This is a genomic window from Ornithinicoccus sp. (genome assembly GCF_057176825.1).
Genome location: NZ_CM169976.1, coordinates 2,963,742 through 2,983,031 on the forward strand (window position 1 = coordinate 2,963,742; position 19,290 = coordinate 2,983,031).

At 72.4% G+C, this 19,290-nt stretch carries 16 protein-coding genes and 1 pseudogene; 7 read left to right on the forward strand and 10 right to left on the reverse strand.

Annotated features, from left to right (window positions below; all coding sequences use genetic code 11):
• The first annotated feature begins 48 nt into the window (after positions 1-48).
• From AC1QRC_RS14750 to AC1QRC_RS14770, 5 genes are all read left to right on the forward strand, one after another.
• Positions 49-615: an N-acetyltransferase family protein gene (locus AC1QRC_RS14750; RefSeq protein WP_484204030.1), complete on the forward strand. Its 567-nt coding sequence runs from the start codon at positions 49-51 to the stop codon at positions 613-615.
• A 32-nt stretch (positions 616-647) separates the two neighbouring features.
• Positions 648-1,325: an AzlC family ABC transporter permease gene (locus AC1QRC_RS14755; RefSeq protein ID WP_484204031.1), complete on the forward strand. Its 678-nt coding sequence runs from the start codon at positions 648-650 to the stop codon at positions 1,323-1,325.
• Positions 1,322-1,633, forward strand: a complete 312-nt coding sequence (locus tag AC1QRC_RS14760; protein WP_484204032.1) for an AzlD domain-containing protein — start codon at positions 1,322-1,324, stop codon at positions 1,631-1,633. Before AC1QRC_RS14755 ends, AC1QRC_RS14760 begins: the two co-directional genes overlap by 4 nt.
• A 1-nt stretch (position 1,634) precedes the next feature.
• Complete coding sequence (locus AC1QRC_RS14765) at positions 1,635-2,795, forward strand: heparan-alpha-glucosaminide N-acetyltransferase domain-containing protein (protein WP_484204033.1); 1,161 nt, start codon at positions 1,635-1,637, stop codon at positions 2,793-2,795.
• 170 nt (positions 2,796-2,965) lie between these two features.
• Positions 2,966-3,130: a hypothetical protein gene (locus AC1QRC_RS14770; protein ID WP_484204034.1), complete on the forward strand. Its 165-nt coding sequence runs from the start codon at positions 2,966-2,968 to the stop codon at positions 3,128-3,130.
• A gap of 96 nt (positions 3,131-3,226) precedes the next feature.
• Here AC1QRC_RS14770 and AC1QRC_RS14775 read toward each other — a convergent pair whose 3' ends face one another.
• Together AC1QRC_RS14775 and rpsO are read right to left on the reverse strand one after the other, a co-directional pair.
• Positions 3,227-5,761, reverse strand: coding sequence for a polyribonucleotide nucleotidyltransferase (locus AC1QRC_RS14775; RefSeq protein ID WP_484204035.1), 2,535 nt, complete (start codon positions 5,759-5,761; stop codon positions 3,227-3,229).
• A gap of 151 nt (positions 5,762-5,912) precedes the next feature.
• Positions 5,913-6,182, reverse strand: a complete 270-nt coding sequence (rpsO, locus tag AC1QRC_RS14780; protein ID WP_484204036.1) for a 30S ribosomal protein S15 — start codon at positions 6,180-6,182, stop codon at positions 5,913-5,915.
• 150 nt (positions 6,183-6,332) lie between these two features.
• Here rpsO and AC1QRC_RS14785 point away from each other — a divergent pair, with 150 nt between their 5' ends.
• Positions 6,333-7,385, forward strand: a complete 1,053-nt coding sequence (locus AC1QRC_RS14785) for an NAD(P)-dependent alcohol dehydrogenase (RefSeq protein ID WP_484204037.1) — start codon at positions 6,333-6,335, stop codon at positions 7,383-7,385.
• A 5-nt stretch (positions 7,386-7,390) separates the two neighbouring features.
• On the opposite strand, the gene AC1QRC_RS14790 is transcribed toward AC1QRC_RS14785, so the two are convergent.
• The gene (locus AC1QRC_RS14790) at positions 7,391-8,224 is read right to left on the reverse strand and encodes an Fpg/Nei family DNA glycosylase (protein WP_484204038.1); all 834 of its coding nucleotides are present in this window, start codon (positions 8,222-8,224) and stop codon (positions 7,391-7,393) included.
• A 94-nt stretch (positions 8,225-8,318) separates the two neighbouring features.
• Here AC1QRC_RS14790 and AC1QRC_RS14795 point away from each other — a divergent pair, with 94 nt between their 5' ends.
• The gene (locus AC1QRC_RS14795) at positions 8,319-10,268 is read left to right on the forward strand and encodes a hypothetical protein (protein ID WP_484204039.1); all 1,950 of its coding nucleotides are present in this window, start codon (positions 8,319-8,321) and stop codon (positions 10,266-10,268) included.
• A gap of 111 nt (positions 10,269-10,379) precedes the next feature.
• On the opposite strand, the pseudogene ppc reads toward AC1QRC_RS14795, so the two are convergent.
• The 7 genes and pseudogenes from ppc to AC1QRC_RS14830 all read right to left on the reverse strand — a co-directional run bounded on the left by ppc (position 10,380) and on the right by AC1QRC_RS14830 (position 19,231).
• Positions 10,380-13,143 (reverse strand): annotated as a pseudogene (ppc, locus tag AC1QRC_RS14800) (phosphoenolpyruvate carboxylase).
• Between the two features lie 143 nt (positions 13,144-13,286).
• A complete protein-coding gene (mrdA, locus tag AC1QRC_RS14805) occupies positions 13,287-15,365 on the reverse strand; it encodes a penicillin-binding protein 2 (RefSeq protein WP_484204040.1) in 2,079 nt (692 codons plus the stop codon).
• Complete coding sequence (gene mreD, locus AC1QRC_RS14810; RefSeq protein ID WP_484204041.1) at positions 15,362-15,850, reverse strand: rod shape-determining protein MreD; 489 nt, start codon at positions 15,848-15,850, stop codon at positions 15,362-15,364. Before mreD ends, mrdA begins: the two co-directional genes overlap by 4 nt.
• A complete protein-coding gene (gene mreC, locus AC1QRC_RS14815; RefSeq protein ID WP_484204042.1) occupies positions 15,847-16,689 on the reverse strand; it encodes a rod shape-determining protein MreC in 843 nt (280 codons plus the stop codon). Before mreC ends, mreD begins: the two co-directional genes overlap by 4 nt.
• A complete protein-coding gene (gene mreB, locus AC1QRC_RS14820) occupies positions 16,686-17,726 on the reverse strand; it encodes a rod shape-determining protein MreB (RefSeq protein ID WP_484204043.1) in 1,041 nt (346 codons plus the stop codon). The genes mreC and mreB overlap by 4 nt, the downstream gene beginning before the upstream one ends.
• 42 nt (positions 17,727-17,768) lie before the next feature.
• Positions 17,769-18,029 (reverse strand): hypothetical protein, encoded by a 261-nt coding sequence (locus tag AC1QRC_RS14825; RefSeq protein WP_484204044.1) that lies wholly within the window; start codon positions 18,027-18,029, stop codon positions 17,769-17,771.
• A 53-nt stretch (positions 18,030-18,082) separates the two neighbouring features.
• Positions 18,083-19,231: a 6-phosphofructokinase gene (locus AC1QRC_RS14830; protein WP_484204045.1), complete on the reverse strand. Its 1,149-nt coding sequence runs from the start codon at positions 19,229-19,231 to the stop codon at positions 18,083-18,085.
• Between the last annotated feature and the right edge of the window lie 59 nt (positions 19,232-19,290).

The following is a 19,290-nucleotide window of genomic DNA, read 5'->3' on the forward strand; positions in this document are numbered from 1 at the left end:
TTCGACGTCAAGAGTGTCACATCAGTGCTCGGGTGCGAGACTGAGCCGGTGACCCATCCGCATACCCATGCCCCCGGCCCGTCCGCGGACGCGAGCGTGCGCACCGGCCGGCCCACCGACGCCCCCGCCGTCGGCCTGGTGCAGGCCACCGTGTGGCAGGAGGCGTATGCGGACCTGTTGCCGCAGGAGGCGCTCGACCAGTTCGAGGGGCCCGCCTTCGCCTCGGTCTGGCGCCGGTCACTGGAGGCCCCGCCGACCCCGGTGCACCGCTTGCTGGTGGCCTGCGCCGGCGACCAGGTGGTGGGTTTCGCGGCGATCGGCCCGGTCGAGGACGAGGAGCCGGGTGCCCCGGAGGGGGCCGGCGAGCTGACGGTGATCGCGGTCCACCCGGACGCCCGGCGGCACGGCCACGGGTCCCGGCTGCTCAACGCCGTCGGGGACACCCTGCGCGCCAACGACCGGACGGCACTGCTCAGCTGGCTCCCCGCCACGGACGAGGCCACCCGCGCCTTCCTGGACACCGCGGGCCTGCACCCCGACGGGGCCTGGCGGGAACGGGTGGTCGGGCCCGAGGGGCAGACCCTCCGGGAGATCCGGGTGCAGGCGGCCCTGTGAGGCAGGCGGCTCGGGCACTCCGGTCCCGGCCGGTGGTGCGCAAGGGACTGGCGGTCGGCGTGGCCTCGGGCCTGTACGGCATCTCGTGCGGCGCGCTCGGCGTGGCCGCCGGGTTGACGATCTGGCAGACCATGATCACTTCGCTGCTGCTCTTCAGCGGCGGGTCGCAGTTCGCCTTCTTCGGCGTGATCGCCGCTGGCGGCAGTCCGGTCACCGCCGTCGCCACGTCCAGCCTGCTGGGCATCCGCAACGGGTTGTACAGCCTGCAGATGGTGCGAATCCTGGACCTCCGCGGCTGGCGCCGGCCCGTGGTCGCACACCTGACCATCGACGAGTCGGCCGCCGTGGCGGTGACCGAGACCGACCCGCGGGACCAGCGCCTCGGATTCTGGGTGACCGGGCTGGCCATCTTCGTGCTGTGGAACCTCACCACCCTGGCCGGCGCCCTCCTCGGCTCCGTCATGGGCGACCCGAAAGCCTGGGGCCTGGACGCGGCCGCGGCCGCCGCCTTCGTCGGCCTGCTGTGGCCCCGACTCCGGGGCCGCGACCCGCTCGCCGTCGCCGCGCTCGCCATCCTGCTCACCGTGGTGGTCGCCCCGTTCACACCGCCGGGGGTGCCGATCCTCGTGGCGGCCGGCGCCGCGCTGGTGGTGGGCCTGCCCGCCCGGCCCACGCGTGGGACCCGGGCACCCCGGGGGGTGGGGGCATGACGATGTGGATCGCGGTGCTCTCCGCCTGTCTGATCGCCTACCTGCTCAAACTGGCCGGCTACCTGGTGCCGCACCACCTGCTGGAGATCCCCTGGGTGGCCCGGGTGACCCCGCTGCTGCCCGTCGCCCTGCTGTCCTCCCTCGTGGTCACCCAGGCCTTCCTCACCGGGTCGGGCACCCTGGTGCTGGACGCCCGGGCGGCCGGGGTGGCCGTCGCGGTCGTGGCCCTGCTGCTGCGCGCCAACTTCCTGGTGGTGGTCTTCCTCGCGGCGGCCACCGCCGCCCTGGTCCGGGCGCTGGGGGGCTGAGATGACCTCGACCGGGCGCATCGTCGCCGTCGACCTCGCCCGCACCGTCGCCCTCCTGGGGATGGTCACCGCCCACCTGGTCGACACTTATCACCCGGACGGCAGCGTGACGGGCTGGCACCAGGTGGTCTCGGGGCGCTCGGCCGCACTGTTCGCCGTGCTCGCCGGGCTCTCGATCGCCCTGGTGACGCGTCGGGCGCTGGAGTCCCCGCGGGCGCTCGGCCCACGGGTGCAACTGACCGTGCGGGCGCTGCTCATCGCCGTGATCGGCTTGCTCCTGGGCATCGCCGACTCGGGGCTGGCGGTCATCCTGACCTACTACGGCGTCCTGTTCCTCTGCGCCCTGCCGGTGATCCGGTGGCGTGCGGGGCCGCTGGCGGCCCTGGCCACAGCCTGGGCCGTGGCCTCCCCCGTGGCCAGCATGGTGCTGCGCCCCCACCTGCCACCGAACAGCTACGAGGTGCCCAACCCGCTGTCGCTGGCCGACCCATGGCAGCTCTTCACCGAGCTCACCGTCACCGGCTACTACCCCGTGCTCACCTGGGCCACCTATCTCTTCGCGGGGATGGCCATCGGGCGCCTGGACCTGCGCAACCCCGCGTGGGGGCGCTACCTGCTCCTCGGCGGCGTCTGGACGGCCGTGCTGGCCCTGGGGGTGGCGCGTCTGCTGACCCGCGGGGAGGGTGCGCGGACCGCACTGGTCGACAGCTACGACCGGTGGGAGGTGGTGACCGGCTGGGCCGACCTGCAGCAGGTGCTCCGGTCCGGCCTCTACGGCACCACCCCGACCGGCTCCTGGTGGTGGCTCGGCGTGTGGTCCCCGCACAGCGGCTCGGTCATCGACCTGGTCCACACCGTGGGCAGCAGCGCCGCGGTGATCGGACTGTGCCTGGTGGTGGTGCACGCGACGGGCCCGGGCGCGGCCGGCGCCTGGCGGCTGGCTGCCGGGGCGGGGACCATGACGCTGACCCTGTATTCCGTGCATGTCCTCGTGGTCGCGGCACCGGAGGGCTGGCCCCTGGCCCACAACCTGGGCGCCCACGTGGCAGGGGCCCTCCTCATCGGGGCGGCCTTCGCCGCCCTGGGCCGGCGCGGCCCGCTCGAGCAGGTCGTCGGGGAGCTGTCCTCCGCCGCTGGGCGCGCGGTCTCCCGCGACCGCTGACGCCCGCTGATGCCCCCAACGGGGACACACGGCATACGTCAGGTGAACGCCGGGTGAACGCCGCCTGCGCCGAATGACCCCGCGACACGCCATCGCAGGGCAATCCGTTGGCCTTGGGTAACTGCGTGGGGTATCTTAGGTGAATAGAAGGTTAACAGGAGGTGGACATCATGGCACGGATGCGAACGGTACCCGCGCGCACCCAGGCTCGCCCGGTCCTGTCCTGGGTCCCCGTGACGGGCCAGGACGGCCGGGTCCGCATGGAGATGCGCTGGCACGTCCCGGGGCCCCAGCACGACACCGGCAGCGACGCGCGGCCGACCCGGGCGGCCTGAGCCGCCCTCACCAGTCCCGCACACACGACAAGTGGCCGGGCCCCACACGGGGCCCGGCCACTTGTCGTCGTTCAGGGGTGCTGCTCGGCAGTCCGATCAGGCGTCGTCGCCGGCGGGGGCGGAGTCGGCGCCACCGTTCTCACCGGAGTCGCCGCCGTTGCCGCGCCCGCGGCTGCCGCGACGGCGCCGGTTGCGACGTGGCCGGCCGCTGCCGCCCTCGCCACCCTCGGCACCGGTGTCCTGCGTGTCGTCCTCGGAGGTGTCCTCACCGGAGACGTCCGCGGCCTCGGGTGTCTGCGCACCCTCGGGGGCCGGAGCGGCGGGAGCCTCGGCGGCCGGGGCCTCCTGGGCGGGGGCGTCCGGAGCGGGGGTCTCCTCGACCACCGCGGCCAGCGAGAGCTTGCCGCGCGGGTCGATCTCCTTGAGCTCGACCTGGACCTTCTGGCCCACGCCCAGCACGTCCTCGACGGCGTCGATGCGCTTGCCGCCGACGAGCTTGCGGATCTCGGAGATGTGCAGCAGGCCGTCCTTGCCCGGCAGCAGCGAGATGAACGCCCCGAAGGTCGTCGTCTTCACCACCGTGCCCAGGAACCGCTCGCCGACCTCCGGCATCTGCGGGTTGGCGATCGCGTTGATCGCGGCGCGGGCCGCCTCGGCAGAGGGCCCGTCGGTCGCACCGATGTAGACGGTGCCGTCGTCCTCGATCGAGATGTCGGCGCCGGTGTCCTCCTGGATCTGGTTGATCATCTTGCCCTTCGGGCCGATGACCTCACCGATCTTGTCGACCGGGACGCGGACGCTGATGACGCGCGGGGCGTACGGGCTCATCTCGTCGGGGCTGTCGATCGCCTCGTTCATCACGTCCAGGATGTGCAGCCGGGCCTCGCGGGCCTGGGTCAGCGCACCACCGAGCACGGAGGCGGGGATGCCGTCGAGCTTGGTGTCCAGCTGGATCGCGGTGACGAACTCGCGGGTCCCGGCAACCTTGAAGTCCATGTCGCCGAAGGCGTCCTCGGCTCCCAGGATGTCGGTGAGCGCGGCGTACGCCGTCTCGGTGGTGCCGTCGGCCTGCTCGATCGTGTCGGAGACCAGGCCCATCGCGATGCCGGCGACCGGCGCGCGCAGCGGCACACCGGCGTTCAGCAGCGACATGGTGGACGCACAGACCGACCCCATCGAGGTCGACCCGTTCGAGCCGAGCGCCTCGGAGACCTGCCGGATCGCGTAGGGGAAGTCCTCGCGGGTCGGCAGCACCGGCATCAGGGCACGCTCGGCGAGCGCACCGTGACCGATCTCGCGGCGCTTGGGCGAGCCGACGCGGCCGGTCTCACCGGTGCTGTAGGGCGGGAAGTTGTAGTTGTGCATGTAGCGCTTGCGGGTCACCGGCGACAGGGTGTCCAGCTGCTGCTCCATGCGCAGCATGTTCAGCGTGGTGACCCCCATGATCTGGGTCTCGCCGCGCTCGAAGATCGCCGACCCGTGGGCCCGCGGGATGACCTCGACCTCGGCGGACAGGGCCCGGATGTCGGCCAGGCCGCGGCCGTCGATGCGCACCTTCTCCTTGAGGATGCGCTGGCGGATCAGGCGCTTCTGGACGGCCCGGTAGGCCGCGTCGAGCTCCTTGTCGCGACCGGCGAACGGCGCGTCCGCGGAGACGTCGGAGTCTCCGGCGGCGTCCCAGTGCAGGCCGAGGAGCTTCTCCTTCATCGCGGTCTTGATCTCGCCGATGCGGTCCTCACGCTCGGCCTTGCCGGCGATCTGGAGGGCAGCCTCCAGGTCACCGGTGACCTCGGCCTCGACGGCGGCGAGGGCGTCGTCCTGGTAGTCCAGGAAGCGCGGGAACTCCTGCACCTCCTTGGCGGCGGCGGTGGCCAGCTCGGACTGCGCCTTGCACAGCGTGGCGATGAAGCCCTTGGCGGCCTCCAGACCGTCGGCGACGATCTCCTCGGTGGGAGCCTGCTTGCTCTCCAGGTTCACCAGGTCCCAGGTGGACTCGGTGGCCTCGGCCTCGACCATCATGATGGCGACGTCGTCCTGGCCGTCCTCGGTCTGCCCGACGATCCGGCCGGCCACCACCATGTCGAAGGTGGAGCGGGCGATGTCGCTGAAGTTGGGGAACGCGACCCACTGCCCGTCGATCAGGGAGACCCGCACGCCACCGATCGGGCCGCTGAACGGCAGGCCCGAGATCTGGGTGGACAGCGAGGCGGCGTTGATCGCCAGCACGTCGTACTGGTGGTCGGGGTCGAGGGACAGCACGGTGATGACGACCTGGACCTCGTTGCGCAGACCCGAGACGAAGCTCGGACGCAGCGGGCGGTCGATCAGCCGGCAGGTCAGGATCGCGTCGGTCGAGGGGCGACCCTCGCGGCGGAAGAAGCTGCCGGGGATCTTGCCCGCGGCGTACATCCGCTCCTCGACGTCGACGGTCAGCGGGAAGAAGTCGAAGTGGTCCTTCGGGTGCTTGCTGGCCGTGGTGGTGGACAGCAGCATGGTCTCGTCATCCAGGTAGGCGGTGACGGAGCCTCCGGCCTGCTTGGCCAGGCGCCCGGTCTCGAACCGGACGGTGCGGGTGCCGAACGAGCCGTTGTCGATGACGGCCTCGGCGGAAGTGATCTCTGGACCCTCCATGTGGGGCCCTCCTTTTCTGTCAATCTCTCGCAGCACGGGGCATCGTCGTTGTGCCCGGCTGTTTCCAACGTGCCGACGGGCCGGTCCGGCCCCCCGGCATACGCAGAGGAGCGGTTCCCGGGTCATCCGGGAACCGCTCCCCTACGAAACTTCAGCGGCGCAGACCAAGGCGCTTGATCAGTGCGCGGTAGCGCTCGACGTCCGTCTCCTCAAGGTAACGGAGCAGGCGCTTGCGGCGGCCGACCAGCAGCAGCAGGCCGCGCCGGCTGTGGTGGTCGTGCTTGTGCTCGCGGGCGTGCTCGGTGAGGTCCTTGATGCGCTGGGTCAGCAGCGCGACCTGCACCTCCGGCGAACCGGTGTCGCCCTCGACGGTGGCGTACTCTTCCATGATCTGCTTCTTCACAGCAGTGTCCAGCCCCATGGGCGACTCCTTCGTGTTCGTTGCGCGGCGCGCCTGGGCATGTCCACCAGGGCACTCTGAATCCGCGGCCGGTCGTACGGCACCCCCAAATCTAGCAGCGGCTACGCGTCCGGCCCTAATCGCCGCCCGCCGGTGGACGACAATGGTCCGATGACACCACGCGAGGGCCACGAACCCCCTTCGGCCACGGCCATGCGGGTCTGCCTGCTGAAAGCCCCCGGGGAGGTCGAACTGGTCGACCGACCGGTCCCCGAGCCGGGCGCCGGGGAGGTGTTGGTGCGCGTCGCCTCGGTGGGGATCTGCGGCTCGGACGTCCACTACTACCGGCACGGACGCATCGGGGAGTATGTCGTGCGCGACCCCCTCGTCCTGGGGCACGAGGCGAGCGGCACCGTCGTGGCCGTCGGCGACGCGGTGTCCGCGGACCGGGTCGGCGAGCGGGTCGCGCTCGAGCCCGGCGTGCCCTGCGGGCGCTGCGGCCAGTGCCGGTCCGGCCGCTACAACCTGTGCCCCGACGTCCGGTTCTTCGCGACACCGCCGGTCGACGGCGCGTTCGCCGAGTTCGTGACGATCGCCGCCGACTTCGCCCACCCGGTGCCGGACCACGTGTCCGAGGACGCCGCCGCCCTGGTAGAGCCGTTGTCGGTGGGGGTCTGGGCCTGCCGCAAGGCCCGGGTGGGTGCCGGTGATGCGGTCCTGGTGACCGGCGCCGGCCCGGTCGGCCTGGTCACCGTGCAGGTCGCGGCGGCCGCCGGGGCCACCCGGATCGTGGTGACCGACCTGTCCCCCGAGCGGCTCGCCGCGGCGCAGCGGTACGGCGCGACCGAGGTCGTCGACAGCCGGGAGGGCGACCTGACGCACCTGGACGGCGCGGTGGACTCCTTCATCGACTGCTCCGGCGCGCCCGCGGCTATCGCCCAGGGGCTGGTGACCGTGCGCGGTGGCGGCCGGGTGGTGCTGGTCGGGATGGGTGCCGACGAGATCAGCCTGCCCGTCGCCCTCGTCCAAGGACGAGAGCTCACCGTCACCGGGACCTTCCGGTACGCCAACACCTACCCGGCGGCGATCGACCTCGTCGCGACGGGTCGGGTGGAGCTGGACTCGTTGGTGACCGACCGGTTCGGCCTGGCCGAGGTCGCGGCCGCCCTTGAGTCGGCCGGGCAGCCCGGCACCGTCAAGGCGGTCGTCCGCCCCGGGGAGTGAGGCCTTCAGGTGCGACGCTGGCAGTTGCCGCACCAGAACAGGTTGCGCCCCGCCACGGCCCGGGTCCGGATGCGCGCGCCGCAGCGCAGGCACGGCTCGCCGGTGCGCTGGTAGACGGCGAAGTCGCGCGGGACGTCCAGGGTCCGCGCCGGCGACCCGGCCGCCACCGCCGCGGTGACGTCCTGCAGCACCTCGTCCCGGGTGATGATCCGACCGGTCCGCACGCCCCAGGGCATCAGCCCGGCGAGGTCCTCCCACATCGCCTGCCAGGTAGCCCGTTTGATCCGGACCCCAGGGAAGGCCGGGTTCACCCGGTGCCGAAAGAGCACCTCGCAGCGGTAGATGTTGCCCACCCCGGCCAGCACCGTCTGGTCCATCAGCAACTCGGCGATGGTGCGCCGCGAGGTGTGGATCCGGGCCCAGGCCCGGTCCGGGTCAGACTCTGGCCGCAGCGGGTCCGGGCCCTGCCGCGCCACGAGGGCGTCAACCTCGGCGGGAGTCAGCACCTGACAGGCCATGGGCCCGCGCAGGTCCGCGACCGTGTCGGCGTCGAGCAGCCGCAGCCGCACCTGCCCGGTCACGGGAGGATCGGCCAGTCCGGTGACCCGGCTGAGCACGAAGGTCCCGATCAGGCCCAGGTGGACGTAGAGCGTGCGCTCCCCCGCAAAGTCCAGGAACAGCAGCTTGCCCCAGGCGCTCCCGCCCTCCACCACCTGCCCGTCGAGCAGGGCGGCACCGTCCGCGAACCGCCCCTGCGGGCTGGTCACCGCAGGCGACCGGTCGGCATACGCCTCCGTCAGGTCGCGGGCGAGGCGGTGCAGTGTGTGTCCCTCCGGCATGGCCCCATCGTCACAGACCCGTGTCCCCGGGGACCGGGAGCCCCGTCCGGCGTAGAGTCCTGCCGAACACCGCACGCCCGGAGGGTCGCCCACGATGCCAGTCACGCAGGTCAGTGACAGTGCAGCTGCGCCCTCGGCAGACCGCGACGAGACGCCCTGGCTGCTGCGCGACCCGATCCGGGCGGCCTTCCTGGTGGTCCTCGGGGTCTCGCTCGCGGTGCGCTTCAACGTCCTGCGCGACAGCTACTTCATCACCGACGACTTCATGCTGCAGAGCCGGGCGATGGAGAACTCGCTGGGGTGGGACTACCTGACCCGGGTGCACACCGGGCACTTCGAGCCGATCGGCTTCGGCTTCATGTGGCTGCTCGCCCACGTGGCGCCGTGGAACTGGGACGTCGCGGTGGTGTGCATGCTGCTGGCCCAGGCCCTCGTGGCGCTGCTGGTGTGGCGGATGCTGGTCGAGCTGTTCCGCCGGCGGGCGCTGATCCTGGTGCCGTTCACGCTCTACTGCCTCACCCCGCTGACGATGCCGGCCTTCACCTGGCTGTCGGCGGCCATCATCTGGCTGCCGCTGACCGCGGCGCTGGCCGGCGGGGTCCGTTCGCACGCACGCTTCCTGCGGACCGGACGGCGCTCGGACGCCGCCTGGGCCGTCGCCTGGTTCGTCGTGGGGTTGGCCAGCTTCGAGAAGATCGTCATCTACCTGCCGTTCATCGTGGTCCTCACCTTCGCGCTGTCGCACACGACGCAGGCGACCGCGCGTGAGTTGTTCGCGCTGTACCGGCGTTCCTGGCTGGTGTGGGTCGGCTACCTGGTCGCCAGCGTCGCCTATCTGGTGGTCTATCTGGACGGGGCGTCGCGGGCCAGCGCCTCCGCCGACCTGGTGGCGCCCACCAGGGGCCAGGTGTGGGACTTCGTCTACATGAGTCTCTTCCGGACCATGATCCCCGGCGCCCTGGGCGGCCCGTGGTCCTGGTACCCGGCGAGTTACGGCGCCGCGATCGTGGACTCACCCAGGATCTTCGACTGGCTCTGCTGGATCGTGGCGATCGCGATCGTGGCCGGGTCCCTGGTGCTGCGCCGCCGGATCGGACGTGCCTGGCTGGCGCTGCTGGTGTACCTGGCCGGGTCGATCGCCGCGCTCGCCGTGGGACGAGTGGCGCTCAGTGGACCCGCAGCCGCCCTGGAGACCCGCTATCTCGCTGACGCGATCATCCCGCTGGTGATCGTCATCGGCATGTGCCTGATGCCGCTGCGCTTCGAGGCCGACCCTTGGCTGCCGACGGCGCGCGAGTTGGCGCGGTCGGTGACCCGCAAGTCCGTCGTAGGGGCGGGCTCCGTCGCCAGCGCCGTGTGGCTCGCGCTCGCTCTGCACAGCGCCAACGGCTACGCCGCGTTCAGCGCAGGAAACCCGTACGAGGACTTCGTCGAGACCACCCGGACCTCAGTGGAAGACCTGCCTGAGGGCGCCCAGGTCTACGACATGCCCGTCCCAGTCGAGATCCTCAGCCCGTTGTTCCGCGAATACAACAACGTCAGCCGCTTCCTGGCACCGGTCGTCACGCCGGAGCAACGGGAGGAAATGTACGCGCGCAGTGCCTACAACAACCCCTATCTGCTCACCCCGGAGGGAACCTTCGTGCCGATGGCGGTGGGCGGCATAAGCTCCCGTGAGCCGATCGAGGGATTGTGCGGCTGGCAGCCCGTGGACGGCATCGCGGCTGTGCCTCTCGAGGACGATGCCTTCTCGTGGCACTGGACCGTGCGCGTCGGGTACTTGGCAGGCTCCGAGACCTCCGGCACGATCGTGCTCGGCGAAGATCGCCAGGAGGTGACCTTCACCGAAGGACTGGGCGGAGTCACGGTCTCCCTCCAGGGCGGCGGCAGCGAGGTCGTCATCGAGGACCTCGACCCGGACGTGCACATCTGCTTCGGCGACGCTCAGGTCGGCAACCCGATGCCCGATCCGAACGCCCCCGACCCGGAGGAGTCGGAAGAGGAGTCGGAAGATGAGCCAGTCGAGGACTCCGGGCGCCGCTGACGCGTAGCCCCGCCGGGAGTGTCATGCGCTTTCGGTGTTGCAGGAACCGGGCTATAGCACCGGAACCGCAACACCGAGACCGCATGACGCTCGTGGCCGCAGGGCCAGGTGTCAGCCGGTGTTGCGCAGCCCGGCCGCCACCCCGTTCACCGTGATGAGCAGAGCCCGCTGCAGTTGCGCCTGCCCGGTGGGGTCGGCGGCCTGCCCCGCCTCGTCCATCTCCCGCAACCGGCGCAGCAGCTCGACCTGCAGGTAGGAGATCGGGTCGAGGTACTGGTCGCGCACCGCCAGCGAGCGCTGCAGGACGGGCTGGTCATCGAGCAGGTCCTCCTCGCCGGTGAGCCGGCGCAGCTCGGCCACGGTCAGCTCGAACTCGGCCTTGATGTCCTCGAAGAGGTGCCGCAGCTCCTCGGGGACCAGCGTCTGCACGTAGTGCCCGGCGATGTCGAGGTCGGTCTTGGCGACGGTCATCTCCACGTTCGAGACCACCGCGGCGAAGAACCACCACTGGTCGAGCATCTCCTTCAGACTCTCCCCGTGGCCCGGCCTCGCGGGCGGCCCGCAGACCCGACCCCACGCCATACCAGCCGGGCACGATCTGCCGGGTCTGCGTCCACCCGAACACCCAGGGGATCGCCCGCAGACCGTCCAACCCCTTGCCGGTGTCGGGGCGCTTGCTCGGGCGCGACCCGATGTTGAGCGCGCCCAGCTGGTCGACCGGGGTGGCCGCGACGAAGTAGGCGGGGAGGTCGGGGTGGTCGATCAGGGTGCGGTACCGCTCGAAGGCCGCGTCGCTGGCCAGGTCCATGACCTCGCCCCAGCGCCGGATCTGCTCGGCCGAGGAGCGCGCGTCCCGGTGCAGCGTCGACCCGCGCAGGACCGCGGCCAGGGACAGCTCGAGGTTCTCCCGCGCGAGGGCGGGCAGGGAGTACTTGTCGGAGATGACCTCGCCCTGCTCGGTGAACTTGATCTCGCCCTCCAGCACGCCGGGGGGTTGAGCCAGGATCGCCTCGTAGGTGGGACCGCCGCCGCGGCCGACCGACCCGCCGCGGCCGTGGAACAGGCGCAGCCGGACCCCGTGCCGGGCCGCGACATCACGCAGTGCCCGTTGGGCCTGGTGGATCCCCCACTGGCTGGTGAGCACCCCGGCCTGCTTGTTGGAGTCGGAGTATCCGAGCATGACCTCCTGCACGTCCCCGCGCAGCCGGACCAGATCGCGGTAGGTCGGCTCCGAGAGCAGGGTGTCCACCAGGGCGGCGGCGCCGCGCAACTCCTCGATGGTCTCCAGCAGCGGGGCGAACCCGACATGGGCGAAGGCGTCGCCCTCGGCAACGCCGTGCAGGTCGACCAGCCCCGCCTCCCGGGCCAGCACGGCGGCGGCCAGGATGTCGTCGGCGCCCTGCGTCATCGAGATGATGTAGGTCTCGATGACCTCCGGCCCATAGGTGGCCTGGGCCCGCCGGATCTCGTCGAAGACCTCCAGCGTGCGACCCCGCGGCGCCGCCCAGGTCAGCAGCGGGCGCGGTGACGCCAGCTCCCGGGCGAGCAGGGCCAGGCGCTCCGGCCGGTCCAGCTCGGCATACGGACGCTCGGCGCCCAGCACGGCGTCGAGCATCGCCCCGACGGCGGCGTGGTGGTGCTCCGCGTGCTCGCGTACGTCGAGGGTGGCCAGGTGCAGGCCGGTCCCCGCGAGCGTCTGGATGGCGACCGCGAGGCGACCGTCGGCGACCAGTTCCCCTCCGTGCCGGCGCAGTGAGTCGCCGACGACCGTCAGGTCGGCCACGATCTCGTCGGCGTCGGCGTAGTCCCTGCCGGGCTCGTGGGGGCTGCCGCGCTCCACGCGGCGGCCGGTGTTGAGCAGCTTGGCCTTCACGCAGGTCAGCTTGAGCCGGTAGGGCTCGGCCGCGTTGAGCTCCTTGACCCGCGGGTCCAGGCCGGGCAGGTTCGCCAGGTCCCGTTGCAGCGACTCCTCCAGCTCAGGGTCGACGTCGACGATGACCGTCGAGCTGGACACCTGCGAGATGAGCACGTCGATCAGGCTCAGCGCCACCCCGACGGCGTGCTGGTGGTGCAGCTGCAACACCTCGGCGGTGACCTGCGGGGTGACGAAGGGGTTGCCGTCGCGGTCTCCCCCGATCCAGGAACCGAAGCGGACCGGCGGGCGGCCCGGGTCGACCGCCACCCCGTGCTCGCGCAGCAGCTCACCGAGGTCGCCGAGCAGGTCGGGGACCGTCTCGGTGAGGACCTCGTCCAGGTAGTACATGGCGTTGCGCGCCTCGTCCATCGGGGTCGGCGCGACCCGGCGCAGTTCGTCGGTCTGCCAGATGAGGTCGACCAACTCGGCCAGGCGCCGGTCCTGACGCCGCCGGGCGATGGTGTCCGCCTCGGTGGGCACCGCCAGCTCGTCGGACAGCCGACGGATCTTGGTCAGCACCGATCGCCGGCTCGCCTCGGTGGGGTGGGCGGTGAAGACCGGCCGGACGTCCAGCTCCGCCACCGCCTCCGCCAGCACCTCCGGACCCTGCTGGGCCACGATGTCGGCGACCGCGCTGGTCAACCAGCCCTGGTCCTCGGCCCGGTCCTGCAGGGTCCGCACCCGGTGCACCTGCTCGGCCGCGTTGGCCAGGTGGAAGTAGCCCGCGAAGGCCCGCACCAGGTCGGTCGCCTGTCCCAGCGGCAGACCCGCCAGCAGGCTGCGCACGGTCGTGCCGTCCACGTCGACCGTGTCGGCCTTGCTGTCCTTGGTCAGCAGGCGCACCTGCTCGACGAGATCCAGCAACTCCTGGCCGTGGTGGCGCACCAACGACTGGCCGAGGAGCGTGGACACGCGGCGCACGTCTGCGCGCAGCTCGGGGCTGATCGGGTCTTGGCTCACCCGCGGGAGCCTACCGAGCCCACGTTTCCACCAGGTGACCCAGCAGCCACAGGATTCTCGGGTGGCCCGAGAATCTTGCGTTCCGTAGGAGAACCTTCCCGGGCGATAGCGCCAGATTCCGGGGTGCAGCCGGGGCTCGGCGCCTACCGACTGTCCCGGGCCGCCAGGGCCTCCCAGATCTCCCGGGCGGCCGGTGCCGCCACGTCCCCGGCGATCCCGCCCTGCTCAAAGACCACGACCACGGCATACCGGGGGTCATCGACCGGACCGTAGGAGGCGTACCACCCCGTCGACAGCCGACCGAAGGATTCCGCCGAGCCCGTCTTGCCGGCGACCGGGTAGGCAGCCTGGTCGAAACCGGCGAAGGCCTCCGCGCCGGTCCCCCGGACGTTCACCCCCTCGAGCCCCTCGCGCAGCACATCCAGGTCCTCCGCCGGCACGTCGAGGGTCCCGGACTCGGCCGGCTCGACCTGCTCGACGGTGTCGCCGGCGCGGGTCCGGAACTCGTCGGCCACCCGGGGCTCCACCAGCGTGCCGCCGTTGGCGAGGGCGGCATAGACGACGGCCATCTGCAGCGGCGTGGTCGCCACGTCGCCCTGCCCGATCGAGAAGTTCACCGCGTCACCGGGGCGGTACTGCCAGCCGTCCACGCAGTTCTCCCGCGCCAGCTCCTCCAGGAACTCCCGGCGCTCCTCGTCCTCCTCCTCCGGGTAGCCCTCCTGCGCGCGGATGCAGGCCTGCTCCCGCGTGGCGTCCCAGTAGGCCCGTTTCCACTCCCGGGAGGGCAGCGTCCCGCTGCGTTCGCCGGGCAGGTCGATGCCGGTCGGTTGCCCGATCCGGAAGTCCTCGGCCACCAGCACGTAGGGGTCCTCCAGGTCCGAGTCCTGGCCCAGCCCGCCCAGGTCCAACCACTCCTGGTGGGCCCAGGTGTAGAACGTGGTGTCGCAGGAGACCTCGATGATCCCGGCCAGGTCCAGCTGGCCGTGCGACTCCGACTCGTAGTTGGTGAACGTGCGACCCCCGATCGTCACGCTCCCCGGGCAGTCGTAGGTCCCCTCCGGGTCGATCCCCTGCCGCAGCGCCGCCGGCAGCGTCACGGCCTTGAACGTGGACGCCGGCGGGTAGGTCCCCGCGATGACCCGGTCCACCAGCGGCTGCCCCCCATCGGGGTCGGTCAGCTCGTCGTACCGCGTCTGGGAGACCCCCGTGGTCCAGATCGCCGGATCGTATGTCGGGTAGCTGGCGGCGGCGACGACGCCGCCGGTGCGCACGTCGAGCACCACCGCGGCCGCGGAGTCGGCGGGCCACCCGTCCTCGCGGGCGCGGGTCACGCCCTCGGTCAGCACCCGCTCGGCGGTCGCCTGGACCCCCGGGTCCACGTGGGTCACCAGGTCCAGCCCGGGCTCGGGGTCGGTGCGGTCCAGCCGCTCGGTCACCACACCGCGGGGGTCGATGGCGACCGTGGACCGGCCCGACGTGCCCCGCAACCGGGAGTCGTAGACCTGCTCCAGCCCGGTGCGACCGACCCAGTCCTGGGCACCGACCGAGGCCTCGTCGTCGACCTCGTCGGCCGTCGGTCGCCCCAGGTAGCCGAGCAGGTGCGCAGCGTTGATCTCCTCCACCGGGTAGTCCCGCAGCGCCACGGAGGTGACCTCGACCCCCGGGAAGGCCTCCGGCCGCTCCAGCACGCCGAGGGCGCTGACCGGGTCCACACCGTAGGCGATCGGCACCGGCTGGTACGGCGACCCCGAGAAGCAGGCCGGCACCGGCGGCGCCCCCTCCGTCCCGCACAGCAGGGTGCGCCCCCACAGGTCCTCCACGGGCAGGTCCAGCTCCCGGGCCACGGCCGTGACCAGGGACCGCCCGCCGTCCTCGGACTCCAGCAACACCTCGGGGTCGACCGTGACCACCGTCGAGGCCGTGTTGGTCGCCAGGGGGGTCCCGTCGGCCGCGAGGATGCGGCCCCGCACGGCGGGCTCGGTGACCACCCGGGTGTTCACGGCAGCCGCCTCCGCGGCCAGCTCCTGGTGGTCCAGCAGCTGCATCTGGACCAGCCGCCCCACCAGCACCCCGAGCAGGCAGAGCACCACGACGGCCAGCGCCCACAGGGTCCCCGTCCCCAGCCGGCGGCGCGGCAGCACGGGCCCCGCCACCGGTCGCGGCACCCGGATCGGGGTCCGGCCCGCGGCCCGGCTCCGCGGGACCCGGTCGCGGCCGCTCACCGCCACCCCCGCGCCAGCAGCGCCCGCTCGACGGCGAGCAGGACCGGCAGCACGACCACGGACGCCACCCCCGTCATCGCCACCGACCACAGCAGGTCGGCGTAGTGGGCCACGCCGACCCCGGCAGCGGCCGCGATCCCCCGCACCCCCTGGACCAGCAGGGCAGCCACCAGGACGACGACCACGGGCAGCAGGCCGGACCAGGTCGCGAACCGCCGCGACCACCCCGCCAGCAGACCGACCGCCAGATAGGCCAGTGCCGTCGCCCCCAGCGGACCAGAGCCGGGCGGCACCAGGTCAACCAGCCACCCACCGGCCAGTCCGGTGAGCCCACCGGCGACGGGCCCCCGCACCAACGCCACGGTCACCACGACCAGGAGCACGAGGTCCGGACGAGCCGGCCACCCGCCGGGCAGCGCGGACGGCAGCAGCACCGCGACGACCAGGGCCACCGCACGCCACAGCGGGCCGGGGAGACGACTCATCCGGCCCCCACGAGCACCACGGCGACCAGGTCGAGGGTGTCCATGTCGACGAAGGGGCGCACGGCCGCGGTCGCGCCCAACTGGCCGGTGTCCGGGTCGACCGAGGTGACGCGCCCGAGGGGGATCCGCGCGGCATACGGGATGTTGTCGGCGCTGCCCAGGGTGACCACCCGGTCTCCCTCCCGGATCGCGGCGGCGCCGAGGGCGGTCAGGGTGAGCTCGCCGGGGTCGCGGGTCGGCAGGCCGGGGTCGGCCTCGGCCCGGACCGTGCCCAGGTTGCCGCCGTGCCCGAAGCGGACGCCGACGACGACGTCACCGTCACCCAGGATGGCCACGTCGCTGCTGGTGGGGGCCACCCGCACGACGCGCCCGACCAGGCCGTCGACGTTGACGACCGACTGGTCCACGACCACCCCGTCGGTGGACCCCACGTCGATGGTCACCGTGCGCCGCCCCACCGGGGCGCTGCCCGAGGAGAAGCCGACGACCCGGGCGGGCAACAGGTCGTGGACGCCCCAGGAGGAGGAGGTGTGCAGCTCGGCCAGGTCCTCGGCCTGCTGCTGCTGGGCCTCGAGCTCGTCGACCCGCGCCGCCAGGGCGTTGCGTTCCCGGGTGAGGGCGACCAGCTCACGGTCGGACCAGCCGGCGACGGCGGACTGGACGGGGGCCACGGCGGAGGCGACGCCGCGGCGCACCGGCTCGGTGACGCCAGGGCGGGCCAGGTCGACCACCATCGCCAGCACCGTCCCCGCTACCAGGACCCCCACCAGCCACCAGCCGCGGCGTGCCGTGGCCCGGTCCGGCCGGCGGGTGCGGTCGGTCGGCTCCGCCCCGGTCACGGGTGTTGCCCGGTGGTCGTCACGAGCACCCGCTCCAGCGCCGCGAAATCGTCGACGCAGGCCCCGGCCCCCCGGATCACGGCCTGGCGCGGCTCCTCGGCGACCTCGACGGGGACCCCAAGCTCGGCCCGGAGCCGCTCCGGCAGCCCCCGCAGCAGGGCCCCGCCCCCGGTGAGGGTGAGGCCGGAGTCCAGCACGTCACCAGCCAACTCCGGAGGGCAGACGTCGAGCACCGCGCGCACCACGTCCACCACCTGCAGCACGACCGGCTCGATCATCGCCCGCACCTCGCTCGAGGTCAGCGTGACGGTGCGGGGCAGTCCGCTGGTCAGGTCCCGGCCGCGGACCCTCATGTCGAGTTCCTCGGCGAGTGGGTATGCCGAGCCGACCGTGATCTTGATGTCCTCGGCGGTGCGCTCGCCCAGGACGAGCCCGTGGGCGGCCCGCACCGCCGCGGTGATGGTCTCGTCGAGCTCGGTCCCCCCGACCCGCAGGCCGCGGGCGTTGACGACCCCGCCCAGGCTGATCACCGCCACCTCGGTGGTCCCACCGCCGATGTCGACCACCATGGAGGCCTTCGCCTCGTGCACCGGCAGGCCCGCCCCGATCGCCGCCGCCATCGCCTCCTCCAGCACGTAGACCCGGCGGGCACCGGCGTGCAGCGCCGCGTCCTCCAGTGCGCGCCGCTCGACCGCGGTCACCCCGCTCGGCGTGCAGACCACCATCCGGGGACGCAGCAGCCGGGACGGGCGGGTGCGCTGCACGAAGTGGCGCAGCAGCTGCTCGGCGACCTCACCGTCGGTGACGACCCCGGCGGCCATCGGGCGCAGGGTCTGGATGGAGGCGGGGGTGCGTCCGTGCATGGCCAGCGCTTCGCTCCCCGCGGCCAGGAGCCGACCGGTGCCGACCTCCAGGGCCACCAGCGACGGCTCGTCCAGCAGCACGCCCCGACCCTGGGTGTGCACGAGGGTGCTCGAACTACCCAGGTCGATGGCCACGTCCCGCCCCAGCAGCCCGCTGCCCCATCCAGTGCTCACCCGCAGATGGTACGCAGCGCGGCCCCGGACGCGGCGCCCGGCTCAGCCGCCGTCGTCGTCCCCCTCCGTGGACTCCCCCGTGGACTCCTCCGTGGGCTGCTCCTCGGAGTCCTCCTCGGAGTGGTCCTCGGTCGCACCGGGACCGTGCACGTGCTCGAACGCCTCGTGCAGCCGCTCCTCGCCCCCCTGGAGCTCGGAGTCGCGGAAGGGGTCCCCCTCGTGGTGCTGGCCGGCGTGCCGACCGCGCTCGTAGTGCGGCAGCTCCTCGGGGACGTGCTGCCCAGGGCGGGTGTCGGGGCTCATCCTCAGTTCCTACCGGTGCGCCCGGATGTCCGCAAGTGCAGGTGGCCGGGGGCTCAGTACAGGAACATCGGCTTGCCCCGCACGTGCCGCACCTTCGGGCGGTAGGAGGACACGTCATACAGCTCGTCGACGTCGACCCGCTTGACCCCCTCGCCGGTGACCGAGATCGGCACACTGGTGTAGCTGCCGTTGCGCAGCGCGACCATCCGGCCGGTCGAGCCGTCCAGCGCCAGGTCCGCGGCCATCACCGCGTAGTTGGTGGCGACCATCAGGTCCAGGGAGTCCGGGCTGCCCGAGCGCATCAGGTATCCGACCTGCTGGTAGACGATGCCCTCCCCGGTCCGTTCCTTGATGAGCTCACCGGTGACCTGACCGATGCCGCCCAGCTTGCGGTGCCCGTAGGCGTCGGCCTCCCCCGACAGCATCATGTCGCCGCCCTCGATGGTGGCGCCCTCGGAGATGGTGACCATGGCGTATGACGAGGGGTTGGCGGCCTTGTCCGCCACCAGCAGGTCGCACACCCGGTCGATGTCGAAGGGCACCTCGGGGATCAGCGCGCGGTCGACCCCGGCGAGGTAGGCGGTGATCAGGGACGTCTCGCCGCTGTAGCGGCCGAAGAGCTCCACCACCGCGATCCGCTCGTGCGACCCCGTCGAGGTGCGCAGGTTGTGGATGAACTGCACGCCGCGGGTGATGGCCGTGGAGAAGCCGATGCAGTAGTCCGTGCCGTGCACGTCGTTGTCCATGGTCTTGGGGATGGCGATCGTGGGCACCCCCTCCTGGTGCATCCGCAGCCCGTAGGACAGGGTGTCGTCGCCGCCGATCGGGATGAGCACGTCGATGCCCGCGGCCTCGACGACCCGGAGTGCGTGGGCGGTGAGGTCGTGGGGGCCGTCCCCGGTGACCGACCCGGCCAGGAACTCCGGCACCTCACCCGTCCGGACCTTGCCCGGGTTGGTCCGCGAACTGTGCAGGAAGGTCCCGCCGCTGCGGTCCACCGTGCGGACCACGCGGGGGTCCAGCGGCAGGGTGTTCTCGGCCAGGGACTCGGGGTCGTCGGGGTCGGTGCGCAGCAGCCCGCCCCAGCCGCGTCGGATGCCGACCACCTCGTGCCCCTCCTCGTGCACCCGGTTGACGACCGCCTTGATGCAGGGGTTGAGCCCCGGGACGTCGCCGCCCCCGGTGAGGATGCCGATCCGCATGCCAGTCCACCTTCCGGTCGGGCCGCGGACGACCCCGACCGCGGCTGCACGGTCAGCCT